Below are 18,811 nucleotides of genomic sequence, written 5' to 3'. Positions count from 1 at the left end.
CTGCAGTCCCTTGCTTACTCGGAGTTCGACGAGGACAGACTCCCCTTGACGTACCGGGTGGTGTCGTCAGCGAGGATCTCGGCGAGCCCGCTTTCGATACCGTCCAGTGCTTGCGCGGCGACGTCGGCAGGATCGATCTTCTGTTCGGCGGGTACGCCAGCGGCCATGTCGGTATCCATGTATGCGACATGCAGTGCCGATACGGAGATTTTGCGCGGCGCAAGTTCTTCTCGAACGGCGTCGGTCATCGCCCAGGCCGCTGCCTTCGACGACGCGTAAGACCCGAGCGCGGCTGGATGGAACCAGGACAGCACCGACAGAACGTTGAGTATTGTTCCGCCGTCGTTGTTTTCGATGACGGGAGCAAACGCCCGGGTCACGGCGAGCGGGCCGTAGAAGTTGACGTCCATCTCTCGTCGAATGTCATCGATGTCGCCCCCGATCAAGGGCGCCGAGGTAGAGATACCTGCGTTGTTGACCAGCAAGGTCACATCCGATGCGATTTGCGCGGCGGCGGTTATCGATTCGGCGTCCGTCACGTCCAACCTCAGGGGGATGACGCCGGGTAGATCGACAGTTTCCGGATTGCGCGCAGCCGCGTACACCTTTGCGCCGCGCTCGACGAGTCCCGCAGCCAGATGGCGTCCGAGCCCGCGATTGGCTCCTGTGACGACCGCAACCGTCTTGTTCAGGTCCATGATTCTCCCAGTGTTGTGATTGCTTGTGACATTTAGATTATGAATCAAATCTAAGTGTCGGCTAGGATAGATGTCAAGTGAAATCCAAACTGGAAGGCGTTGTGATGGGCCGCGTATCGCAGCAACAAGCGGAAGAGAACCGTCGGCGCGTCGTGGAAACCGCAGCCCGACTGTTCCGAGAGAAGGGCACTCACCTCAGCGTCGCCGACCTGATGAAGGCGTCGGGGCTGACCCACGGTGGCTTCTACAAGCAGTTCGCGTCCAAGGACGCTCTCATCGACGAAGCGACCACCCACGCCTTCAAGGAACTGGCTCAGCTGCACTCTGCGGGACTCGAAGAGCATGCAGGGCAACGTGACTCCGCCCGAAAAGCTTTGATCGATACCTATCTCTCGGTGGCGCATCGCGACAACCCGGCAGACGGATGCCCCGCTGCTGCGCTCGCCGCCGACATGGCGCGCGAGCCTGCAGACAGCGAGGCCCGTCGGGTTTACACGGAGGGAGTGGGGGATTTTGCCGCAGCTCTTGCCGACGACGAAGCTGTCGGTCTCCTCCGGCTCTCCACCATGCTCGGTGCACTGGTTCTTTCGCGAGCTACCAAGGGTTCCCCGCTCTCCGAGGAAATTCTCGATTCCGCGCGCGTCGAACTGATCAGAGGGCTTCGAGAGCCGCTGTCATCTTCTTGACGGTCTCGGGTGCCCCTGGCCGCGAATCCCGTTTTCACGAGGTCCAGTGCTCGCGGTTCCGAGAGTCGGACTCTCGATATGTCGATTGAACGCTCTAGTTGATTCCGACGACTTCCTGGGCGATCGCTGCGAGTCTTGCCTGGGCAGCGGATACGACGCCGTGTCGGTTCTTGTGCGCTTCCTCGTACGCAACGATGTCCCGCACCTGTGCGGCGTCGGTCAGTTCCTTCACGGCGGAGACGGCTTGGGTGACGTTGAGTTCGTCGAAGTCTTCGATGGGAAGTTCAGTGGGGTCGAGTAGCCCACTCGACTTCCGTACCGAACGGAAGACGTCGGCGGCACCGTCAGCACCTTCTCGGCGAGTGACCTTCTCAGCCGTGGCGATGGCCGCATCCCTACTGGCCGAGAGTGTTTTCACAGTCACGTCACCGGCATATGCGCCCCAGCTGATCAGCTCACCCAGTACCGGCGGTGAGGTGCGAACAGCGTCGATGGCACGGTCGAGACTGCGGGTCGACCAGGAGACCGGAACGTTGACCAGCCGTATCGCCGCGCCGGTGGCAGCTTGCATCGGTGTGCGGCGCAAAGCTGCCGGTCCACCGAGTGCCTCTTCGGCCAAGACAGTCGTGAGCCAGTCCACGGTCGCGGAGTGTGCAGTGATGAGGCGGTCGGCCAACGCCGCGACGGTCTGATCGCCGCCGGCAGTGGCCAGGGCCTTGAGGTAGCGGGAGCGGTCGAGGAGTTGATGTTCGAGCGCAAGGTCTCCCAATACCGCTTCGTCGAAGGGCTGAGCCTGTTCGACCATCGCTTTCACTCCGGCTGTCGCGCGTCCGAGGAACGGACCGACCAATTCCGGCACGCCCCCCAGATCGCGAACAGTGGACTCTATGGAACTCGCCCTTTCACGGCCGTTCTCTGCGTTTTCCGTCAATTCGCGTCGAACAGCCTCGGTTCTGGCCTGTGCGACGCGCGTTTCGGCGACCTGGATCTCGGTGTGCGTCAGACCGAGGAGGATGCGTAACTGGGTGATCAAGGCGGACGTGGTTTCGGAGTTGCTCATATCGGGGTCGTCCCTTCGTCGGTGCGTGCTTTACGTGATGTTCAGCTTCTGCTCGACGAGTGCTCCGCGGGTCGCGGAGCCACCGCCGCTACGCGGGCTACCCCGACCTACCGCGTAGTAACCACAACGAACAAGTGGGGTCGACGCACCGAGATCGTCGGCGCCAGGACGAGTGAGATCCCGGCCACCCCGAGGTTTCGATTTCTATTCGGTGGGAAGGAGGCATGTGCAGTGCATCCATCCAGAAGCCCGCGAGAAACTGCGTCACCTGAGGAGTATCGATATGCCGGACCAGTACGCAATGCAGGACCCGACCACGCGGTTCCCCGCTCCTGTGCGTGAGCGGCAGGCGGAGATCGCACACCCCGGTCTCACCGCAGACATGATTTCTCCTCCCGACCACGGTGAAAACACCTATCGAGGAAGCGGTCGACTCGAAGGAAGGCGTGCGATTGTCACCGGAGCGGATTCGGGCATCGGACGTGCGGTCGCGATTGCATTTGCCAGAGAAGGCGCGGACGTTGTCCTGAGTTATCTCGACGAGGAAGAACAGGACGCTCGGGAAACCGCTCGCTGGGTCGAGGAGGCAGGTCGCAAAGCCGTCTCGGTGCCGGGAGATCTCCGAAGCGAGGAACACTGTTCTGCTTTGGTCGAAACCGCGGTGCGTGAACTCGGCGGACTCGACATCTTGGTGAACAACGCCGCGTTTCAGATGGTGCAGATGGGCGGCATCGCCGATATCACCACCGAACAATTCGACCGTGTGATGAAAACCAACCTCTACGCACTATTTTGGCTCTCCAAAGCAGCGATCGCGCAGATGGAGCCCGGATCGACGATCGTGAATACCTCGTCCATCCAAGGTGCGTCCCCGTCGCCCGAGCTGCTCGATTACGCCACGACAAAGGCGGGCATCATCGACTTCACCAAGGGACTGGCCGCCGATGTCGCACGAAAGGGAATCAGGGTCAATGCCGTTGCACCTGGACCGATTTGGACGCCACTGATTCCGGCGACGATGCCCAAGGAGAAGTTCGAGACGTTCGGGGACGACGTTCCGCTCGGGCGGGCAGGTCAGCCGGCCGAGCTTGCTCCCGCCTATGTATTTCTCGCCTCTGGCGAATCCAGTTACACCACTGGGGAAGTCATCGGCGTGACGGGTGGAAAACCTCTCACCTGAATGTGCGACTAGACAAGGCGTACGACGACGGCGTAACGGTCAACCGTTGTCGAGGCCCGCGGCGACCATCGCTGCAGCGGTCTCTCGTTCGGAGAATGAGCCCTTCTCCAGACCCCGGATGACGCCGGAGCGATCAGCGGGGGAACGGTTTTGGTTCAACTTCGCTTTTCCGTAGACACGGGCCACGTGCAGTTCGATCCCCACAATCCCTCGCAGCTGCGCATCGACGAACTGCGGCGGCGCGTCGGTGACCTTCCATTCGTTCTCACGGCCGGATTCATGTCGAGCTGTCAGTGCGGTGACATGAGCACGCAGCCACTGCTCGTCGTCGTGCGCAACCAGTTGGCCGTAGACGTAGAGAACTTCGTAGTTCCACGTCGGGACAACCTTCCCGTGGACGCTCTTGCTCGGGTAGAACTCGGGGCTCACGTAGGCGTCGGCGCCGGGGAGGATCACCAGAGACTCCGATGTCCCGGTGTATCGCCAATGCGGATTCGTCCGGGCGAGATGCCCCTCCAACACGTTTCCTTCGGCGTTGTACAGCAGTGGCATCGACGTGACTTCGAGGGTCTCGGGGCCCGGTGTGACCAGGTGTCCGAATCCACCGGCGCGGAGAGAGTCGGCGACCGCGTCGTCCGAGAGGCGGAATTGTTCGGGCAGTATCATGTGTCTCCTCGCAGATTTTTTGTCATGTGACAATGTGTCACAGCGTGGAGGTTTTGTCATGTGCTAATAGAGTGAGCCTGTGACCAGCACTGTGGCGGACCAGGTGAGGCTCTATGTCGTCCGCGGGACAGCGGGCGAGATTTCCGAGGGCATCCGCAATCTCATCAGTGCTGGGGTACTGGCTCCAGGGGATGCGTTGCCGCCCATACGGGCCTTGGCCGACGATCTCGAGGTTCACCGGAACACAGTTGCCGGAGCCTATCGCTTGCTCGTGGCGGCGGGAGTTGTGGAGACACAGGGCCGGCGCGGCAGCTTCGTGCGAGCCATACCGTCCCTGGAAGGAGAAGGCGGTATCGCTCTTCCTGGCAGCGTGGATCTCGCCAGCGGAAATCCTGATCCGGCATTGCTGCCTGATCTCAGAGCCTCGTTGGACCGGACCACTTACACGCCCCGGTTGTACGGCGCCGCAGCCACCGAGCCTCTACTCGATTCCTGGGCACGTTCCTCGATCGAGGACGAGGTTCCAAGGCCGTGCTCGATCACCATCACCAACGGTGCCGTTGACGCGGTCGAGCGACTGTTGACCGCTCATTTGACCCGAGGTGACGCCGTCGCGATCGAGGATCCGTGCTTCCTGGCGAGCATCGGAACGCTCAAAGCCAACAGCTTCCGAGCGGTACCGATGGACATCGACACTTCGGGTATTACCCCGCAAGGGCTGCTGCGTGCTCTCGAAAGTGGTGTGCGCGCGATTATTTGCACCCCTCGTGCGCACAACCCCACCGGGGTCAGCATGAGCGCCGACCGAGCGGCGATTCTCGGAAGCATCCTGGCCGAGTTCCCTCACGTTCTGGTAATCGAGGACGATCACTTCTCTGCCGTGTCCAGCAATCGGTACTGTCGGCTCGCTCCGATGAGCACGACGCGGTGGGCGCTTGTTCGTTCCGTGTCGAAATTTCTCGGGCCCGACCTGCGCGTGGCAGTGGTCGCCTCGGACCTCGACACCGGCATTCGGCTGAGCACTCATCTCCGGTCGGGCGCCAACTGGGTCAGTCACCTGCAGCAGCGCTTGAGTGCTGAACTGCTGAGTGATCCGACGGTGATCGACGGCCTCGCCAATGCTCGCGCTGTCTACGAGCGCCGCCGAACCCTTCTGAAATCTGCACTGTCAGAACATGATATCGAGGTTCCTGACACTTTCGACGGACTCAATGTCTGGGTTCCGCTGGATCGGGATTCCGAACCGATTGTCGAGCGACTCGCCGAGTCTGGCTGGCTCGTGCGGGACGGAAGTCAGTTCTCGGCGACGGCGGGTCAGTGCCACCGGGCACTTCGTGTGACCGCCTCCACCATCACCTCTGACCAAGCACGCGAGTTCGCCAGTGCCCTGGCTGAAATATTGGCGAGCCCGTAGTTGTCCAGCTGCACTACAGTGCGAATCTGAGTCTCTCGCTTCTCGACGAAACTACCGGCGACGGCTGGATCGATAGGATCGGTTCGAGCGACGACGAAGGGTGTAATTGTGGCGAGGGCGGTTGTTGTCGGTGCGAGCCGAGGTCTCGGTCGTGCGTTGATCGAGGGTCTGAGGAGCGATGGCGACGAAGTTCTCGGCATATCGCGTCGGCGTCCTGACGGGTTCGACGTCTCCGAGTGGATCGAAGCCGACCTGACCGATCCTGTTACGGCAGCGAATTCGATCGATCAGGAGCTTGTCGGTGGTGTAGACACCCTGATCTGCAACGTCGGGATTTGGGAAGGGGACGCCTTCACCACTGACTATGCATTCGCAGAACAATCGGACATGGAAATGCTCGAAATGATCAACGCCAACATCACGGCCACAATTCTCCTGCTCAAGCGCCTGATCCCGAGAATGATCGGCCGTCCTCGACCTCGGATCATCTTGACCGGGTCCACCTCGGGACTCCCGCGTAGCGGTAGGCCGGAGGTTGCGTTCGGTGCATCGAAGTTCGCGATCAACGGCATTGCCGACGCGTTGAGAGAGGGCTATCGGAAGGACAGACTCGCAGTGACTGTCCTTCATCTCGGATATCTCAATACAGAAGACGGACTCGACGTGCCCCGAGACGTCGCTGCCGCCAGGGGAGAGGGATCTCTGGTCCCGGTACATGACGTTGTGGATACGGTGCGCTCGATCTCGAGTTTGTCGTCTTCGACGTCAGTGCGGGAAGTAGTCCTCACTGCGATCGACGATCCGCGATTCTGATTTGCGGCTGTCGACTCAATCTGGTTGCTGAACAGACGTATTCAGAGAATCTAGACCCCGATCAAGAAGTAAGCTCCGGTCAGATACGTCAGGGTGAGGCCCGCCAAGGTCCACGCCATGTACGGCCGGATGTAGAGGCGCCGCAGGCGGTGCAATCGCAGGGAGGCTCGCAAGAACGCGCCCACGGTCCCGAGCAGCAACATCAGGCTCGGGACGAAGACCGCCAGTCGGCGATCCTTCTGTGAGCACAGCAAGGTGTCGGTACCGAAGCATTCGCCCCGCCGGGAGCCCAACCACACGATCGCGATAACCAAAACCGCGGTAGCCAGAACGACTGACACGCCGTACGTCAGGGTTCGCCTGTTGATCTTTCGCTCTCGACGCTGAATTACATCTGACGCGTCAGAACTGTCGGTCATCACACCGGCTCCTGTACATCGCACCTCACTTCGTGGATCGGCGGTGGGAGAGGGCGTACAGCACTACTCCGACGGCCAAGAGTAATGATGCGCGTAACCACGTCGCAGCGCTCTGCTGGGTGAGCAACGCAACGCACGTACCGAGAGCGAGGATCGGGAAGATGATCGGCGTTCGGAAGTGTTTGTGTTGCACTGCGTCACGGCGCAGAACCAGGACGGCGATGTTGGTGCTGATGAATACGAAAAGCAGCAGGAGTACCACCGTCTCCGCCAGGGCTGACAGCGATCCGGTGACGCAGAGAGCCATGGCAACTGCTGTGGTCGCGATAATCGCCACCCAGGGGGTCCGTCGCTGCGGCAGTACCCGAGCGAAGACGCTCGGGAGCAAGCCTTCCGATGCCATCCCGTATGTCAGCCTGCTCGCCATGATCATTGTCAGCAGTGCGCCGTTGGCGACGGCGACCAACGCGATCAGGCTGAACAGGCGAGGCGGAACGCCGACGTCGGCAGCTGACACAACTTCCAGCAGTGGCCCGGAGGATGCGGCAAGTTCGTCGGCGGGCAGGACCACCGAGACAGCCAGGCCGACAAGGACATAGGCGGCGCCGGCTGTCAGTAATGCTCCGAACAGTGCGCGTGGGTAGACCTTGCTCACGTTCTTCACTTCTTCGGCGACGTTCGCGGACGTTTCGAAGCCGACAAAAGAGTAGTACGCGAGGAGTGCCGCAGCCAGCACCGCGAGTGCAGGCGATCGGCTGTCGTCGAACTCCACGACGCGGCTCAGGGTTCCGTCGCCGCGCCCGAGAACTATGCAAGCGAGGACGACAACGAGGACGAGCCCGGTGACCTCCACGACTGTCATGACGACGTTGGCGCGCATCGACTCCTTGATGCCTCTGGCATTGAGAAGTCCCACCAGGAGCAGGAAGACGAGCGCCGCTGGAACGGTTGGGACGTCGATGAAGGCTTTGAGATAGTCGCCCGAGAATGCGAGGGCGAGTCCCGCCGCACTGGTTACGCCGGCCGCCAGCATCGAGAAGCCGACAAGGAACGAGATCAGTGGTTTCCGATACGCCCGTTGGGCGAAGACGGCTGCGCCGCCCGCTCGCGGATATTTGGTGACCAGTTCGGCATAAGAAGTTGCTGTCAACAATGCCATGACGAGCGCTACGAGCAGTGGTACCCAGACGGCTCCACCAACTTCACCGGCGATGACGCCCACCAATGCGTAGATGCCGGCACCCAGAACGTCTCCGAGGATGAACACGAAAAGGAGTGGGCCGGTTATAGCCCGAGTGAGAACGCTCTTACCGCCGTCTTCATCTCCGCGTGCGGTTTCGTCCACGTTCTCAGCACCCGCGGCGCGTCGCATATGCAAGGTTCGTCCTGTCTTCGTGGTGACGTGCCGCCACCTCAGGAGCAGACATGTACCCAGTGGTCGAAGTTTCAAACGTGGGTCGCTCGCCTTCTCGTGCTTTGCTTGTAGGTGAATCGCAGAAATAGTGACTGGAGGACGACGTGGCTGAAACGACGGTTGCCGCGGTGATGGACGAGCTGGCTGCGCTCGAGGATCCGAAGGCGCGCGCGGTGAACGAGAAACACGGTGACGATCACGGTGTGAACCTTTCAAAGCTGCGCGCTGTTGCGAAGCGATTGAAGACTCAGCAAGAACTCGCACAACAGCTTTGGGCAACGGGCGACACCGCAGCGAGACTGCTTGCCCTTCTGATCTGCCGCCCGAAGGTGTTCGAGCGTGACCAGTTGGACGTCATGTTGCGTGAGGCCCGTACTCCCAAGGTGCAGGACTGGCTCGTCAACTACGTGGTGAAGAAGAACCCGCACGCGGAGGAATTGCGGGTGGCCTGGACCGCAGACTCCGATCCTGTGGTTGCGAGCGCCGGCTGGGCCCTGACTACCGAGCGCGTAGCGAAGAAGCCTGAGGGACTTGATCTTTCAGGATTACTCGACGTCATCGAGGCGGAGATGAAGGATGCTCCTGATCGCCTGCAATGGGCGATGAACCACTGCCTGGCTCAGATCGGGATCGAACATGCCGAGTTCCGGGCCCGCGCAATCGACATCGGTGAGCGTCTGCGAGTGCTCGAGGATTACCCGACTCCGCCGAACTGTACCTCGCCGTTTGCGCCGATCTGGATCTCGGAGATGGTGCGACGACAGAGTGCAAGTAGGGCCTAAGGCAACTGAGGGTAGGGTTACCTTCGTGCTACGTTAGGCGCCGTCACCCGCTCGGGGTGTCTGAGCAGGTCGATCGACCGGGAGGTCCTGGCGTGGCAAGAATTTTGGGACGAGGGCTGTCAGAGCGACGACGTGGTGGCAGCCGTGTCCGCCGGATGGTGGCCGTCCTGGCGGCGTGCGGCCTGGCGGCCGGAATGGCGGCCTGCAGCAGCAACGGCGACAAAGACAGCACCGACGACAAAGACAGCACCCGGACTTCATCCGCAGTCGACGCCGCGTTCCCGGTGACGATCACGTCGGCCCTCGGCACGGCCGAGATCAAGGACGAGCCCAAGCGGGTCGCAACCTGGGGATGGTCCAATCAGGACGCCCTCCTGGCGCTCGGCGTCGTCCCGGTCGCGATGCCCACTTTCTCTGGACCTCAGTACGGGGCCGACGCGCAGGGCATTCTGAAGTGGGACGCCAAGGCACTCGACAAGCTCGGCGGCGAGCAGCCCACCTTGTTGTCGGGTGACGGAACGGGCGAAGCACCTGTCGAGCAGTTCGCCAAGGCTGAACCAGATCTCATCTTCGCCCCGTACTCCGGGCTCACTCAGCAGGAATTCGACGCACTGTCGAAGATCGCGCCGGTGGTTTCCTTCCCGGACGAGCCGTGGACCGCGTCGTGGCAGGACCAGGTGACCATCGCTGGTCAGGCGCTGGGTAAACAGGCCGAGGCCGGCACGCTCATCGACAAGACCAACGCCGCGATCAGCGCGACGGCTGCGAAGAACCCTGCGTTGCAAGGTAAGACCGTCACCATCGGACTCCCGAACAGTCCGAGCACCTTCGCGGTGAGTAAGAACGCCGACGTGCGTGTCGAGTTCCTCGAGCAGCTGGGTCTGAAGAACGAGCAGACGATCCAGCAGGCCGATCCCGCCAAGAATCCCGAGGCCGTGTACTTCGAGCTGAGCACCGAGCAGGCGCCGCTGATTGCGTCTGACGTGCTGTTCGTGGTGGCCTACGACAAGGACTCTCTGAACGCGTTCCTCGCCGAGCCACTGGTGGCAGCTCAGCCGGTGATCGTCGATGGGCGTACGGCATCCACCAAGGACTTCAGCGTCGACAAGAACTTCGCGTTCGGCGGACTGACGGTCCTGACCATCCCGTACATCCTCGACGACGTCGCCACAGTTCTGAACACCGCTGCCGGCAACGTCAAGGGCTGACCGGCCCGCTAGCGGGAAGTTCGAAACTGTGTCCGGTACCGCTGTGGGCTGGTGCCGACCAGGTCTCGGAAGCGTTCGCGGAACGTGGTGACGGCATTGAATCCGACTTGTCCCGCAACACGTTCGATCGAGTGGTCGGTAGTCTCGAGCAGAAATTGCGCTTGGCGGAGCCGCGCGTGATGGAGCCACTGCAACGGCGTCGTACCGATTTGTTCCTGGAATCGGCGGTTGAGCGTGCGAGTGCTCATCGTTGCCTTGGCCGCGATTGTCGTGATGTCGAGTTGCTCCCCGAGGTTCTCTTCCATCCAGTTCAGTAGCGGCCTGAGGGTTGTCCCGCTGGGTACGGGAGGCTCGTGAACGATGAATTGTGCTTGCCCTCCGGCACGTTCGAGCGGCATCACACTCAGCCGCGCCGTGTCGGCGGCGACCGCGGACCCGTAGTCCTGACGGACCATGTACAGACACAGGTCGAGTGCGGCCGCGGCGCCGGCGGAAGTCAGGACGTGCCCGTTGTCTACGTAGAGAACGGCGGCGTCGACGTCGACAGCCGGGTGCCGGCGGGCCAACTCCGACGCAGCCGCCCAGTGCGTCGTCGCGCGAAGTCCGTCGAGCAGGCCTGTGTCGGCGAGGGTGAATGCGCCGACGCACAGTGAGGCGATGCGCGTGCCGCGATCCGCGGCAGTTCTGAGGGCTTCGATGATCTCGGGGTCGATCGGCACATCGAGATCGGCGGTGCCCGGGATGATGATCGTGCTGGCCTGGGCGAGACGTGACAGTCCGTGCGGTACGCGCATCGTGAACGATCCGGTCTCCACCTCCTCGGTGAGCGCGCACACGGCGGTCCGGTAGGCCGGTGCGCCTGAGGGAAGCCTGCATCGTCCGAAGACTTCGAGGGGTGCTGCCAGGTCCATCGGCACCACTCCGGGCAACGCGAGAACTGCAACGTCATGCATGTCTGAAACGTAGCGTATGTGGCGCGAGATTCTGTGATCTCGTGTCGTGAAATATCCTCTCAACTGGTATTTCACAGAATATGTGAGGTTGGCTGAAAGCCGTCGAAGGTTGGCTTTCAGCCGTCGCCGCAGGGGTCAACTTCCTCCTACTGTCGTAGGAACAGCGACGCGCACAGGAGCGCGTCGCACAAAATCGGAGGTTGCAGTGCACGCGCAGATCGTGTTGTTCGACGGATTCGATCCCATGGATGTCGTGGGTCCGTACGAGGTGCTCTACGCCGGGGGTCTCGCCAGCGGTGGGGCGTTGAGTGTCGAACTCGTCAGTGCGGAGGGGCCTCGGACCGTCCTGAGTGGAAGTGGTGAACTCGCTATGACCGCCACTGCAACCCTCGATGTCGAACACGCGGATCTGATTATCGTTCCCGGAGCATCGGGTCTCTTCGAACCCGATGCGGACCAGCCGGGCACCAGTTTGCCGGAAAGACTCGCGGCCACAACGGAAACCGAACTGCCTGTCATGATGCGGCGTGCACTCGACGATCCTGGTGTTCTTGTTGCGACCGTCTGTGGAGGATCTTTGGCGCTGGCGATGGCGGGCCTTCTCGAAGGGCGCCGCGCCGTGACACACCATCTTGCCGTGGACGCACTGGCGGCCGGCGGCGTTATTCCGATCCAGGCGCGAATCGTCGACGACGGTGACCTGATCACCGCCGGCGGTGTGACATCCGGTCTCGACCTTGGCCTGTACCTGTTGGAACGATGCCTCGGGCCCCGGATAAGTCTCGAGGTCGAAGCGCTCTTCGACTACGAGCGTCGTGGAACGGTGTGGTCGGCCAATGGCGCCGAGCCTGTAATCACCTTCGCCCCGGACGCTGCGTGAATACGCTTGTGCGTACCGAAACGCGAGAAATCCCATGACCGGAATCCTGCTGTCCCTCCACGTGATTGCGGCCATTCTTGCCATCGGCCCCGTCGCTGTGGCGGCGAGTATGTTCCCGGTGGCGAGCCGCGCCGCGCTCGCCGATCCGGACAGCGCCAGTGTTGCGACGACGGGCATGCTGCATCGCATCGTTCGGGTGTATGCCACGATCGGCGTTGTCGTTCCGATGCTCGGTGTCGCCACCGCCGTCAATCTCGGAGTGCTCGGTGACCTGTGGATCCTCACCTCGATCGCACTCACCGTCGTTGCCGCCGTGATACTCACCGCGGGCGTGCTTCCCGCCCAACGGCTGACAATGGCGGCGATCGAAGGAACCGGGTCCGTTGTGGATGTCGCAACGCGGCTCACCCGTCGACTGGGCACAGCGACGGGGATCTTCAATCTGCTCTGGGTCGTTGTCGTCGTGCTGATGATCTTTCGGCCAGGATCGACAACCGGCGTGTGATCCGAGGCGATATTTCCCGTGTCGGAGACAGCGACGCTTGACCTTGACACAGTGACAAGGACTCCAATGGTCGACGAAGGAGGTGGTTGTCGTGAACACAACCAACCATGGTGGACAGAATGCTCACCTCGTCGACGCATTGGCCGCGGCTGATCCCTCGGTTCGGCTGCGCGCCGCGCTCGCTGTCGGCACGCGCCCGGACCCTGAGCTGACGGATGCCCTGATCGATCGGTGCGCCGTCGAGCCGGACTTCTTCGTCCGCGACATGCTGACCTGGGCATTGTGCCGCTTGCCGGCCGAAATTACGGTGCCGAGGCTGATCCGTGAGCTCGGGTCCGATGGTTCGCAAGCCCGCAGTCAGGCGCTCCACACCTTGTCCAAGATCGGCGATCCGATCGCGTGGCCCGAGGTCTCTGCGCTGGTGCACGACCAGGACGACGAGGTCGCGCGCAGTGCGTGGCGCGCCGCAGTGGCACTCGTGCCGGCAGGAGTCGAGGGTGCACTCGCAGCGGATCTGGCGACCGAACTCGGGCGGGGCGAACTGCAGATGCAGCTCAGTCTGAGCCGTGCTCTGACCGGGCTCGGCGAGGCTGTACTCCCGGTGCTCGACGCGGCCGGAATGAGCCCGAATCCGCGTGCCCGGGCGCATGCTGATGCTACAAAGCAACTCTGGCACGACCCCGACGGTGGGTTCGCACTCTCACACGAGTTGGCGAAGCGCGTCGCGGCAATCGGCCCGGACGCGTAGGAAGGGGAGACGGATGTTGATCGGCGAGGTCTCGCGGCGTTGTGGTGTCAGCACACGGATGCTGCGTCACTACGACACCTTGGGACTGGTGAAGCCGACGGGCCGCACGTCCGGCGGTTACCGGGAGTACTCCGCCGACGACATCCGTCGACTCTTCCACGTCGAGAGCTTGAGGACGTTGGGGCTCTCGTTGAACGAGGCCAAGCGTGCACTGGACGAACCCGACTTCGCGCCGGCCGATTTGGTGGGTGAACTCATGCAACACACTCGGCAACGGATCGCGGCGGAGGAGGAATTGCTGACCAAACTCGAAAGGGTCGATGCCAGCGCCCCTTCGGAGTGGGACGACGTCCTGCGCATGGTCTCGCTGTTGCGTGCACTCGAATCCGAGTTCGCTGCTCATCGTCAGCAAGCGATCCTGTCGCAGGAGCTGAATGCGGCGTTGCCCGTCGACGCACTCGTCGAGGCCATCCTGTCGGAGAAGGATGCCAACGTGGCCGGAGCGTTGCAGTGGGCGTTGGCGAGGACCGAAGGTGCGGGCCTTGCAGGTCTCACGAAGGGGCTCGAATCGGAGGACGTCGAGGTTCGACGCCGCGCGACGTCGGCCATCTCCGGGATCCACACCGAGGAAGCAACTCGGGCGCTGAAGCGAGCTCTCGATGATTCGGACGCGATAGTCCGCGCCGACGCTGCTCTCACCCTCGGATCTCGCGGAGAGACCGTTTCGATGCCCGCTCTCCTCGAGATGGTCGCCGACGGGCGACGCGACGTCGAGGCCGGAGAGGTGCTCGGTCTTCTCGCGGAGCACTCACCGACAAGCGGTGAGGTCGTCGATGCCGTGCAGGCAAGACTCGACGGCACTGACGACGCCCCGACGAGGTTGCGAATCACGCAGGCACTCGCTGAGATTCCCGGCGCGGCGGCCCGGGAAGCGCTCGCCCGGCTGACACGCGACGACGACAAGACGGTCGCGTCCACGGCAGCGGCGATCCTCGAGATGCGGGACCGTGGACCACGCCGGCGCGAACGACCGCGTATCGGGAACTGAAATCGGAGAACTAGGGCACCTCTGACAAATGCGGGCCCGGGTGGTCAGCGCCGCAACGATTTTGCCGCAGCGTTGCCCTTCAACGCTGCACAGAGCAGGACAAGGAGCACCGCTAGAAACACGACTGTTGAGGCGACAGCCGACACCACAGATCCGAAACCTGTCACGACACCGATGACGACCTGCATGCACAGTCCCACTACGGCTGTCCACACCGTCCGGCGTAGAAGGGGCCACGCAATCCGATGGGCCAATTGCCACGCCTCGGGGCTCGAGATCGTCGCCTTCGTGCGTATGCCGACAACGGGATTCGGTTCATCACCGACGACTCGCGGAAGAATCCCGGCAACGAACGCGAGGACAAGCGTCGACGACGACAGCGAGGCCGTCAGACCCAGCAAATCAGACGATCCCACCCGTCCAGCCCCCTATCGGCAGATTTGACACAGCGGACATTCGAGTCTGGGTTGCCGCTGGGACACACCCGACTGTATGCGAACGAATGCATGTACGGCTGTGCGGGTGACGCACTCTCAAGCTTTGCCGAATGAGCAGTGGACTCGATCTCGGACTGGTTGTCGGACAGACCCTAATGCGGATCACCTACGCAGAAAAGGTTTCCCGCCGGATCCGCCAACACGTCCCAAATTGATCCGCCCGACTCATGGCGCTCGACGTGGGCTGCTCCTGCCGCGACAAACGTCGCGACGACCTCGTCCCGCGGAGGATCCTGCGGTTCGAGGTCGAAGTCGAGGTGAACCGTATTCCTTTGGCTGCGAGCCTGATCGATCCGTTGGAAACCGAGAGTGAGTGGGAGATCCGGGGCCGTCACCGTCAGGAAATCTTCGTCACCATCGGTACTCGCCTCGCCGAATCGCTCCGACCACCAGGTGGCAAGTGATCGGGCATCCGTTGCATCGAACGTAACCATGGCCAATCGCACCATCACACACCACAACCTCTTTACACGTGACTGCCTTTCGATCGATCTTAGGCAAAGCCCTGCAGCTGCTGCGCACCCGCTGCGGAGTGATCGGCGGATAGGGTTTCTTGCGTGGTAGATCAACGGCGAAAGAGTTTGCGACGCAGGTACCTGAGCCTCGGCCTCGGCGAACTGGCGGCCGCGGCCGTATTTGCCGCTGTGGCTGTCGGCGTCGTGATGCCTCGGCTCGAAGGTCCGAAAGACTCCGCTGCGTTGTGGTCGGCGCTGGCCCCACTGCTTGTGATACTCGTACAAGCAGGTGTCTACTGGCTGCTTGCCCGAGGCTGGGTCGAGCAGGCACCGATGCCGGCCCGCCTCGCAGCGCTCTACCGCGTGTTTCGGGTCCTCGATGTTCTCTTGTTGGCGATAGCTCTTCTCGGCGTTGTCATCTAGCTACCAGATCACTCCGGCGCGGCTGTGGGAGTCGTGGCGGTGTGGGCTTTCGGCGTCGCCGAGTACGCCAATTATTTCGTGGCTCGTCTCGCCTATCCGCTGCGGCGGTGGCCTTTCGAGGTCGGCAAGTTGCGGAGGCCCCAACTTGTGCACGACCTGCATTCGGCGCGGTGATACCGGCGATGAAGCCTGCTTTTGCCGCAACGGCAAAATTTGATGCGGGATCGGAGTGAATTCGGAAGGATCGGTTCTGCCCACCCAGGAATGAAGCCTCTATGTCGTTCTTCACCGAGTAAGGAGAACCACTATGGCAACGTTGCGTCGCCGCCGCCGTGATGCCCCACCGCCCCGGTCCGGAAATAGCGAGGTCGATACGCTACGCGCGTTTCTCGACTACTTGCGTGATTCGATCGCTACCAAGGTCGAGGGTGCTCCGGAACCTCAGGTGCGCACCACAATTGTTCCGTCTGGGACAACCTTGCTCGGGCTGGTCACTCACTTGACCTTTGTCGAACGATCGATGTTTCTCGCAGAAAACGTGACGGATTGGAAAGCGACGTTTCAGCCGTCATCGGAAGACAGCGTGGACGGTGTCGTCAGTCGCTATCGCGAGACGGTCGAGCGTGCCAACGCAGTTCTCGACGGATGCAGAGATCTTGCCGCGCCCATCCCGCGACCGGGGGCGAAACGACCCGCTCCCAGTGTCCGCTGGGCGCTCGTGCACATGATCGAAGAGACCGGACGCCATGCCGGGCACGCTGACATCCTCCGCGAACTGATCGACGGTTCGACCGGCCGGTGACGCTGTAACAAGGAATAGAGTTCCCGGTGAAGACGATAGGTCTCGCCGAAGTTGAATCTGTCTGAAGCGGAGGGTAATTGGTTTCACATCGAGAGTGACCAGCCTCTCTGGTCGCACGCGTCGACGTTGCCGCTGGGACTCAAGGCTATGGACGCCAATCCTGGAAACGAAGCACCGACCGACTACTTGCCGCAGCGGTAGAGTTTGACGACGACCACGTGGCATTCCTCGGCAGATGGGACGGTTGCTTCGATCAGCGAGGCCGGCTGCGACAGGAACTGGGTGACGACGAGGTAGCCGGGCGCGGCATGGATCTTTACTCCGTCGAACTCGGCGGTTTCGGCCACCGCCGACGCGGTAACGAACCGACCGATGATTTCGAGGATCTCCAGTTCGGTCAGGGCACGGGGCGCGACATTGCCGGAGACCCTCGCCCGCAATCGCGCTGGCCGCGACGGGCTTCGTCCAGCTGAGCCGATGAGATTGCCGAACAGGGTGATTGATCTGCATCCACGGCGCGGTGTCGGCTCAGTGTCATAGCCCGTCGAGGTTCTTGATTCGTCTCAGCAACATCCACGCACTGCGCCTCGAACAGGTGTCGAGTTGCCGTCACCGCCGACGGGTTGAGCGTTTCGGATCAGATCACTATCGACAGTGTGCAGCGCGTCTACAACGTCTCTCAGGACGAGGGTCATTTGCCGAAGTGAGGCCGGAGGGATCCGGTCGATCGTGTCTTCGATCGTGTGATACCGCGAATGCGCTGTCGTTATGTCAAAGCTCGGGACGAAATCGGGGACTCGCGCCAGAGATGACTTGATCGGGAGCGGAATGGGCGGGACGACTCCATTCTGAACGCACTCCTGAAGTACGAGGTTCAGCAACACAGGATTGAAAGAGCCGAGTACGCCCCTGATCTCGTCCAGCCCGGTGGGGATATCGACCGAGGACTGGGTCACACGAATGGTGCCCGCGGCGGCGAGGTGGTCAAGCCATGCGAACGTGATCACGCGCGGCAGCATGTCCTCTAGATGGGTTTGCATAAAGTGCGTGAGGTCGAAGTCCCCGCAGTCGTGACCTCCTGCCGCGAGAAACACCAATGTTCTCGGACGCTCGCTCCTGGCTTTCGCTGCGTAATGACGCATCAGCGCCAACATGCCCGCAACACCGGTGCCGTTATCCATTGCGCCGCCGTAGGTGCTGTCGTAATGCGCGCCAATGAGAACAATTTCGTCACTGACCCCGGGAAGTACACCCACGACGTCTTCCATGACTGCGCGCAGCTCGTGAGTTCCAGGGCCCAACGATCCCCCGGTAACGGAGCGGGTTCCACCGAAGGGGGGATTCTCGGTCCGAATCTCGAGCGACATGGTCACCGGTCCGCCACCGAGAGCGGTGCGGATTGCGTTGAAGTCATCCGATCCCAGGACAAGCCCTGGGATCGACGCTTCCTTTCTCTGTCGAAAGGTGTTCTTGTCGATACCTTTTCCGTGCGTCAGCCGCGTCAGATTGTTCGGAGCATCGGCAGTTCTGATGTAGCCGACGGCGCCGTGGGCGACGGCTGACTCGTATGCATCGAGCATTCCATCGGTGTTCATCACATTGATCAGATATACGGATTCGACCATTGCGATCTTGCCTCTGACGTCGACACGGTCGAAGTCGCGCGCAGTTCCGGCACCGACGTGGACAACCTCGGCCTCGACCTGTCCTGCACTGGTGTACCAGATCGGGTACGAGTTCGTTTCCCACGGCAACGCCGGGGCAGGGGACGCCGCATTGGTTACCTTCGCGTGCCACACGCTCGGGTAGTACACATCGAAATCCCATTCCTCGGTGTGGGTCTGGAGCCCGGATTGCTCGAATGACTCGCGCACCCATCGCGCCGCGTCGCGAACTGCGGGAGATCCCGGACGACGCCAGCCAAAGGACGTCATCGTCTCTACGTCACTCATCAGGGCGTTCTCAGAGAACACGTCGCCGGGCGAGGTGCCTGGAGTTGATGCTTTGGGAATCAGATCGGCCGCAGCCGAATTATGCGTGGCCAATGGCAGTCCGATACCGGCGGCTGCCGCCCCAGCCATCTGCATCATGCGGCGGCGACTGAGTGCTTTGCTATGTGTTTCGTCGTTCATCTTGGGGTCCTTACTATCTCGGGTTGAC

Annotated in this window: 22 protein-coding genes; 12 read left to right on the top strand and 10 right to left on the bottom strand. The window is 62.0% G+C overall.

The features are described 5' to 3' along the window. Positions 1 to 14 precede the first annotated feature (14 nt). Positions 15 to 698 carry an SDR family oxidoreductase gene (locus A0W34_RS28055; RefSeq protein WP_007735616.1) on the bottom strand — a complete coding sequence of 228 codons (684 nt, stop codon included), beginning with the start codon at positions 696 to 698 and terminating at the stop codon, positions 15 to 17. Positions 699 to 775: 77 nt separating this feature from the next. Here A0W34_RS28055 and A0W34_RS28050 point away from each other — a divergent pair, with 77 nt between their 5' ends. After that, positions 776 to 1,384, top strand: a complete 609-nt coding sequence (locus A0W34_RS28050) for a TetR/AcrR family transcriptional regulator (protein ID WP_007735618.1) — start codon at positions 776 to 778, stop codon at positions 1,382 to 1,384. A gap of 94 nt (positions 1,385 to 1,478) precedes the next feature. On the opposite strand, the gene A0W34_RS28045 is transcribed toward A0W34_RS28050, so the two are convergent. Continuing rightward, entirely contained in the window at positions 1,479 to 2,444 is a 966-nt protein-coding gene (locus A0W34_RS28045; protein ID WP_064074403.1) for a hypothetical protein, read from the bottom strand. Between the two features lie 283 nt (positions 2,445 to 2,727). On the opposite strand from A0W34_RS28045, the gene A0W34_RS28040 reads away from it, so the two are divergent. Next, complete coding sequence (locus A0W34_RS28040) at positions 2,728 to 3,624, top strand: SDR family oxidoreductase (protein WP_007735622.1); 897 nt, start codon at positions 2,728 to 2,730, stop codon at positions 3,622 to 3,624. A 39-nt stretch (positions 3,625 to 3,663) separates the two neighbouring features. On the opposite strand, the gene A0W34_RS28035 is transcribed toward A0W34_RS28040, so the two are convergent. Beyond that, positions 3,664 to 4,290: an FMN-binding negative transcriptional regulator gene (locus A0W34_RS28035; RefSeq protein ID WP_081558642.1), complete on the bottom strand. Its 627-nt coding sequence runs from the start codon at positions 4,288 to 4,290 to the stop codon at positions 3,664 to 3,666. A 79-nt stretch (positions 4,291 to 4,369) separates the two neighbouring features. Between A0W34_RS28035 and A0W34_RS28030 the strand changes: the two genes are divergently transcribed. Both A0W34_RS28030 and A0W34_RS28025 read left to right on the top strand, forming a co-directional pair. Continuing rightward, positions 4,370 to 5,704, top strand: coding sequence for an aminotransferase class I/II-fold pyridoxal phosphate-dependent enzyme (locus tag A0W34_RS28030; protein ID WP_232329950.1), 1,335 nt, complete (start codon positions 4,370 to 4,372; stop codon positions 5,702 to 5,704). A gap of 108 nt (positions 5,705 to 5,812) precedes the next feature. Then, entirely contained in the window at positions 5,813 to 6,517 is a 705-nt protein-coding gene (locus A0W34_RS28025; protein WP_064074404.1) for an SDR family NAD(P)-dependent oxidoreductase, read from the top strand. A 50-nt stretch (positions 6,518 to 6,567) separates the two neighbouring features. Here the strand turns inward: A0W34_RS28025 and A0W34_RS28020 are convergent, their stop codons facing one another. Next, positions 6,568 to 6,936 (bottom strand): hypothetical protein, encoded by a 369-nt coding sequence (locus tag A0W34_RS28020; protein ID WP_042448254.1) that lies wholly within the window; start codon positions 6,934 to 6,936, stop codon positions 6,568 to 6,570. Positions 6,937 to 6,961: 25 nt separating this feature from the next. After that, positions 6,962 to 8,308, bottom strand: a complete 1,347-nt coding sequence (locus A0W34_RS28015) for an APC family permease (protein WP_198035674.1) — start codon at positions 8,306 to 8,308, stop codon at positions 6,962 to 6,964. Between the two features lie 146 nt (positions 8,309 to 8,454). Here A0W34_RS28015 and A0W34_RS28010 point away from each other — a divergent pair, with 146 nt between their 5' ends. Continuing rightward, positions 8,455 to 9,132, top strand: coding sequence for a DNA alkylation repair protein (locus A0W34_RS28010; RefSeq protein ID WP_232329949.1), 678 nt, complete (start codon positions 8,455 to 8,457; stop codon positions 9,130 to 9,132). Between the two features lie 92 nt (positions 9,133 to 9,224). Then, positions 9,225 to 10,340 carry an ABC transporter substrate-binding protein gene (locus tag A0W34_RS28005; RefSeq protein WP_232329948.1) on the top strand — a complete coding sequence of 372 codons (1,116 nt, stop codon included), beginning with the start codon at positions 9,225 to 9,227 and terminating at the stop codon, positions 10,338 to 10,340. A gap of 8 nt (positions 10,341 to 10,348) precedes the next feature. Here the strand turns inward: A0W34_RS28005 and A0W34_RS28000 are convergent, their stop codons facing one another. Then, positions 10,349 to 11,293, bottom strand: coding sequence for a GlxA family transcriptional regulator (locus A0W34_RS28000; RefSeq protein WP_081558640.1), 945 nt, complete (start codon positions 11,291 to 11,293; stop codon positions 10,349 to 10,351). A gap of 205 nt (positions 11,294 to 11,498) precedes the next feature. Between A0W34_RS28000 and A0W34_RS27995 the strand changes: the two genes are divergently transcribed. From A0W34_RS27995 to A0W34_RS27980, 4 genes are all read left to right on the top strand, one after another. Next, positions 11,499 to 12,173, top strand: coding sequence for a DJ-1/PfpI family protein (locus A0W34_RS27995; RefSeq protein WP_081558639.1), 675 nt, complete (start codon positions 11,499 to 11,501; stop codon positions 12,171 to 12,173). Positions 12,174 to 12,207: 34 nt separating this feature from the next. Next, the gene (locus tag A0W34_RS27990; protein ID WP_081558638.1) at positions 12,208 to 12,678 is read left to right on the top strand and encodes a DUF2269 family protein; all 471 of its coding nucleotides are present in this window, start codon (positions 12,208 to 12,210) and stop codon (positions 12,676 to 12,678) included. Positions 12,679 to 12,760: 82 nt separating this feature from the next. After that, positions 12,761 to 13,426: a HEAT repeat domain-containing protein gene (locus A0W34_RS27985; protein ID WP_185744475.1), complete on the top strand. Its 666-nt coding sequence runs from the start codon at positions 12,761 to 12,763 to the stop codon at positions 13,424 to 13,426. 13 nt (positions 13,427 to 13,439) lie between these two features. Then, positions 13,440 to 14,474, top strand: a complete 1,035-nt coding sequence (locus tag A0W34_RS27980; RefSeq protein ID WP_081558637.1) for a HEAT repeat domain-containing protein — start codon at positions 13,440 to 13,442, stop codon at positions 14,472 to 14,474. A 44-nt stretch (positions 14,475 to 14,518) separates the two neighbouring features. Here the strand turns inward: A0W34_RS27980 and A0W34_RS27975 are convergent, their stop codons facing one another. Continuing rightward, a complete protein-coding gene (locus A0W34_RS27975) occupies positions 14,519 to 14,890 on the bottom strand; it encodes an SdpI family protein (RefSeq protein WP_081558636.1) in 372 nt (123 codons plus the stop codon). Between the two features lie 173 nt (positions 14,891 to 15,063). Next, entirely contained in the window at positions 15,064 to 15,405 is a 342-nt protein-coding gene (locus tag A0W34_RS27970; RefSeq protein ID WP_198035673.1) for a VOC family protein, read from the bottom strand. A gap of 123 nt (positions 15,406 to 15,528) precedes the next feature. Here A0W34_RS27970 and A0W34_RS33495 point away from each other — a divergent pair, with 123 nt between their 5' ends. Both A0W34_RS33495 and A0W34_RS27960 read left to right on the top strand, forming a co-directional pair. Further along, the gene (locus tag A0W34_RS33495) at positions 15,529 to 15,849 is read left to right on the top strand and encodes a hypothetical protein (RefSeq protein ID WP_232329947.1); all 321 of its coding nucleotides are present in this window, start codon (positions 15,529 to 15,531) and stop codon (positions 15,847 to 15,849) included. Positions 15,850 to 16,156: 307 nt separating this feature from the next. Then, positions 16,157 to 16,651, top strand: a complete 495-nt coding sequence (locus tag A0W34_RS27960; protein ID WP_081558634.1) for a DinB family protein — start codon at positions 16,157 to 16,159, stop codon at positions 16,649 to 16,651. 182 nt (positions 16,652 to 16,833) lie between these two features. Here the strand turns inward: A0W34_RS27960 and A0W34_RS27955 are convergent, their stop codons facing one another. Next, the gene (locus A0W34_RS27955) at positions 16,834 to 17,091 is read right to left on the bottom strand and encodes an oxidoreductase (RefSeq protein WP_232329946.1); all 258 of its coding nucleotides are present in this window, start codon (positions 17,089 to 17,091) and stop codon (positions 16,834 to 16,836) included. Between the two features lie 123 nt (positions 17,092 to 17,214). Continuing rightward, positions 17,215 to 18,783 (bottom strand): M28 family peptidase, encoded by a 1,569-nt coding sequence (locus tag A0W34_RS27950; RefSeq protein ID WP_064689083.1) that lies wholly within the window; start codon positions 18,781 to 18,783, stop codon positions 17,215 to 17,217. Between the last annotated feature and the right edge of the window lie 28 nt (positions 18,784 to 18,811).

This window comes from Rhodococcus sp. BH4, from assembly GCF_002079265.1.
Taxonomy (GTDB): domain Bacteria; phylum Actinomycetota; class Actinomycetes; order Mycobacteriales; family Mycobacteriaceae; genus Rhodococcus_F; species Rhodococcus_F qingshengii.
Note: the sequence above shows the minus strand (reverse complement) of the source record. Positions and strands in the feature narration are given on the sequence as shown.

Coding starts and splice junctions, on each gene's coding strand:
- A0W34_RS28035 (WP_081558642.1), bottom strand. CDS start 4,290: ATGATACTGCCCGAACAATTCCGCCTCTCGGACGACGCGGTCGCCGAC.
- A0W34_RS27970 (WP_198035673.1), bottom strand. CDS start 15,405: ATGGTTACGTTCGATGCAACGGATGCCCGATCACTTGCCACCTGGTGG.
- A0W34_RS28055 (WP_007735616.1), bottom strand. CDS start 698: ATGGACCTGAACAAGACGGTTGCGGTCGTCACAGGAGCCAATCGCGGG.
- A0W34_RS27950 (WP_064689083.1), bottom strand. CDS start 18,783: ATGAACGACGAAACACATAGCAAAGCACTCAGTCGCCGCCGCATGATG.
- A0W34_RS28015 (WP_198035674.1), bottom strand. CDS start 8,308: ATGCGACGCGCCGCGGGTGCTGAGAACGTGGACGAAACCGCACGCGGA.
- A0W34_RS28040 (WP_007735622.1), top strand. CDS start 2,728: ATGCCGGACCAGTACGCAATGCAGGACCCGACCACGCGGTTCCCCGCT.
- A0W34_RS27960 (WP_081558634.1), top strand. CDS start 16,157: ATGGCAACGTTGCGTCGCCGCCGCCGTGATGCCCCACCGCCCCGGTCC.
- A0W34_RS28020 (WP_042448254.1), bottom strand. CDS start 6,936: ATGACCGACAGTTCTGACGCGTCAGATGTAATTCAGCGTCGAGAGCGA.
- A0W34_RS28000 (WP_081558640.1), bottom strand. CDS start 11,293: ATGCATGACGTTGCAGTTCTCGCGTTGCCCGGAGTGGTGCCGATGGAC.
- A0W34_RS27980 (WP_081558637.1), top strand. CDS start 13,440: ATGTTGATCGGCGAGGTCTCGCGGCGTTGTGGTGTCAGCACACGGATG.
- A0W34_RS27990 (WP_081558638.1), top strand. CDS start 12,208: ATGACCGGAATCCTGCTGTCCCTCCACGTGATTGCGGCCATTCTTGCC.
- A0W34_RS28045 (WP_064074403.1), bottom strand. CDS start 2,444: ATGAGCAACTCCGAAACCACGTCCGCCTTGATCACCCAGTTACGCATC.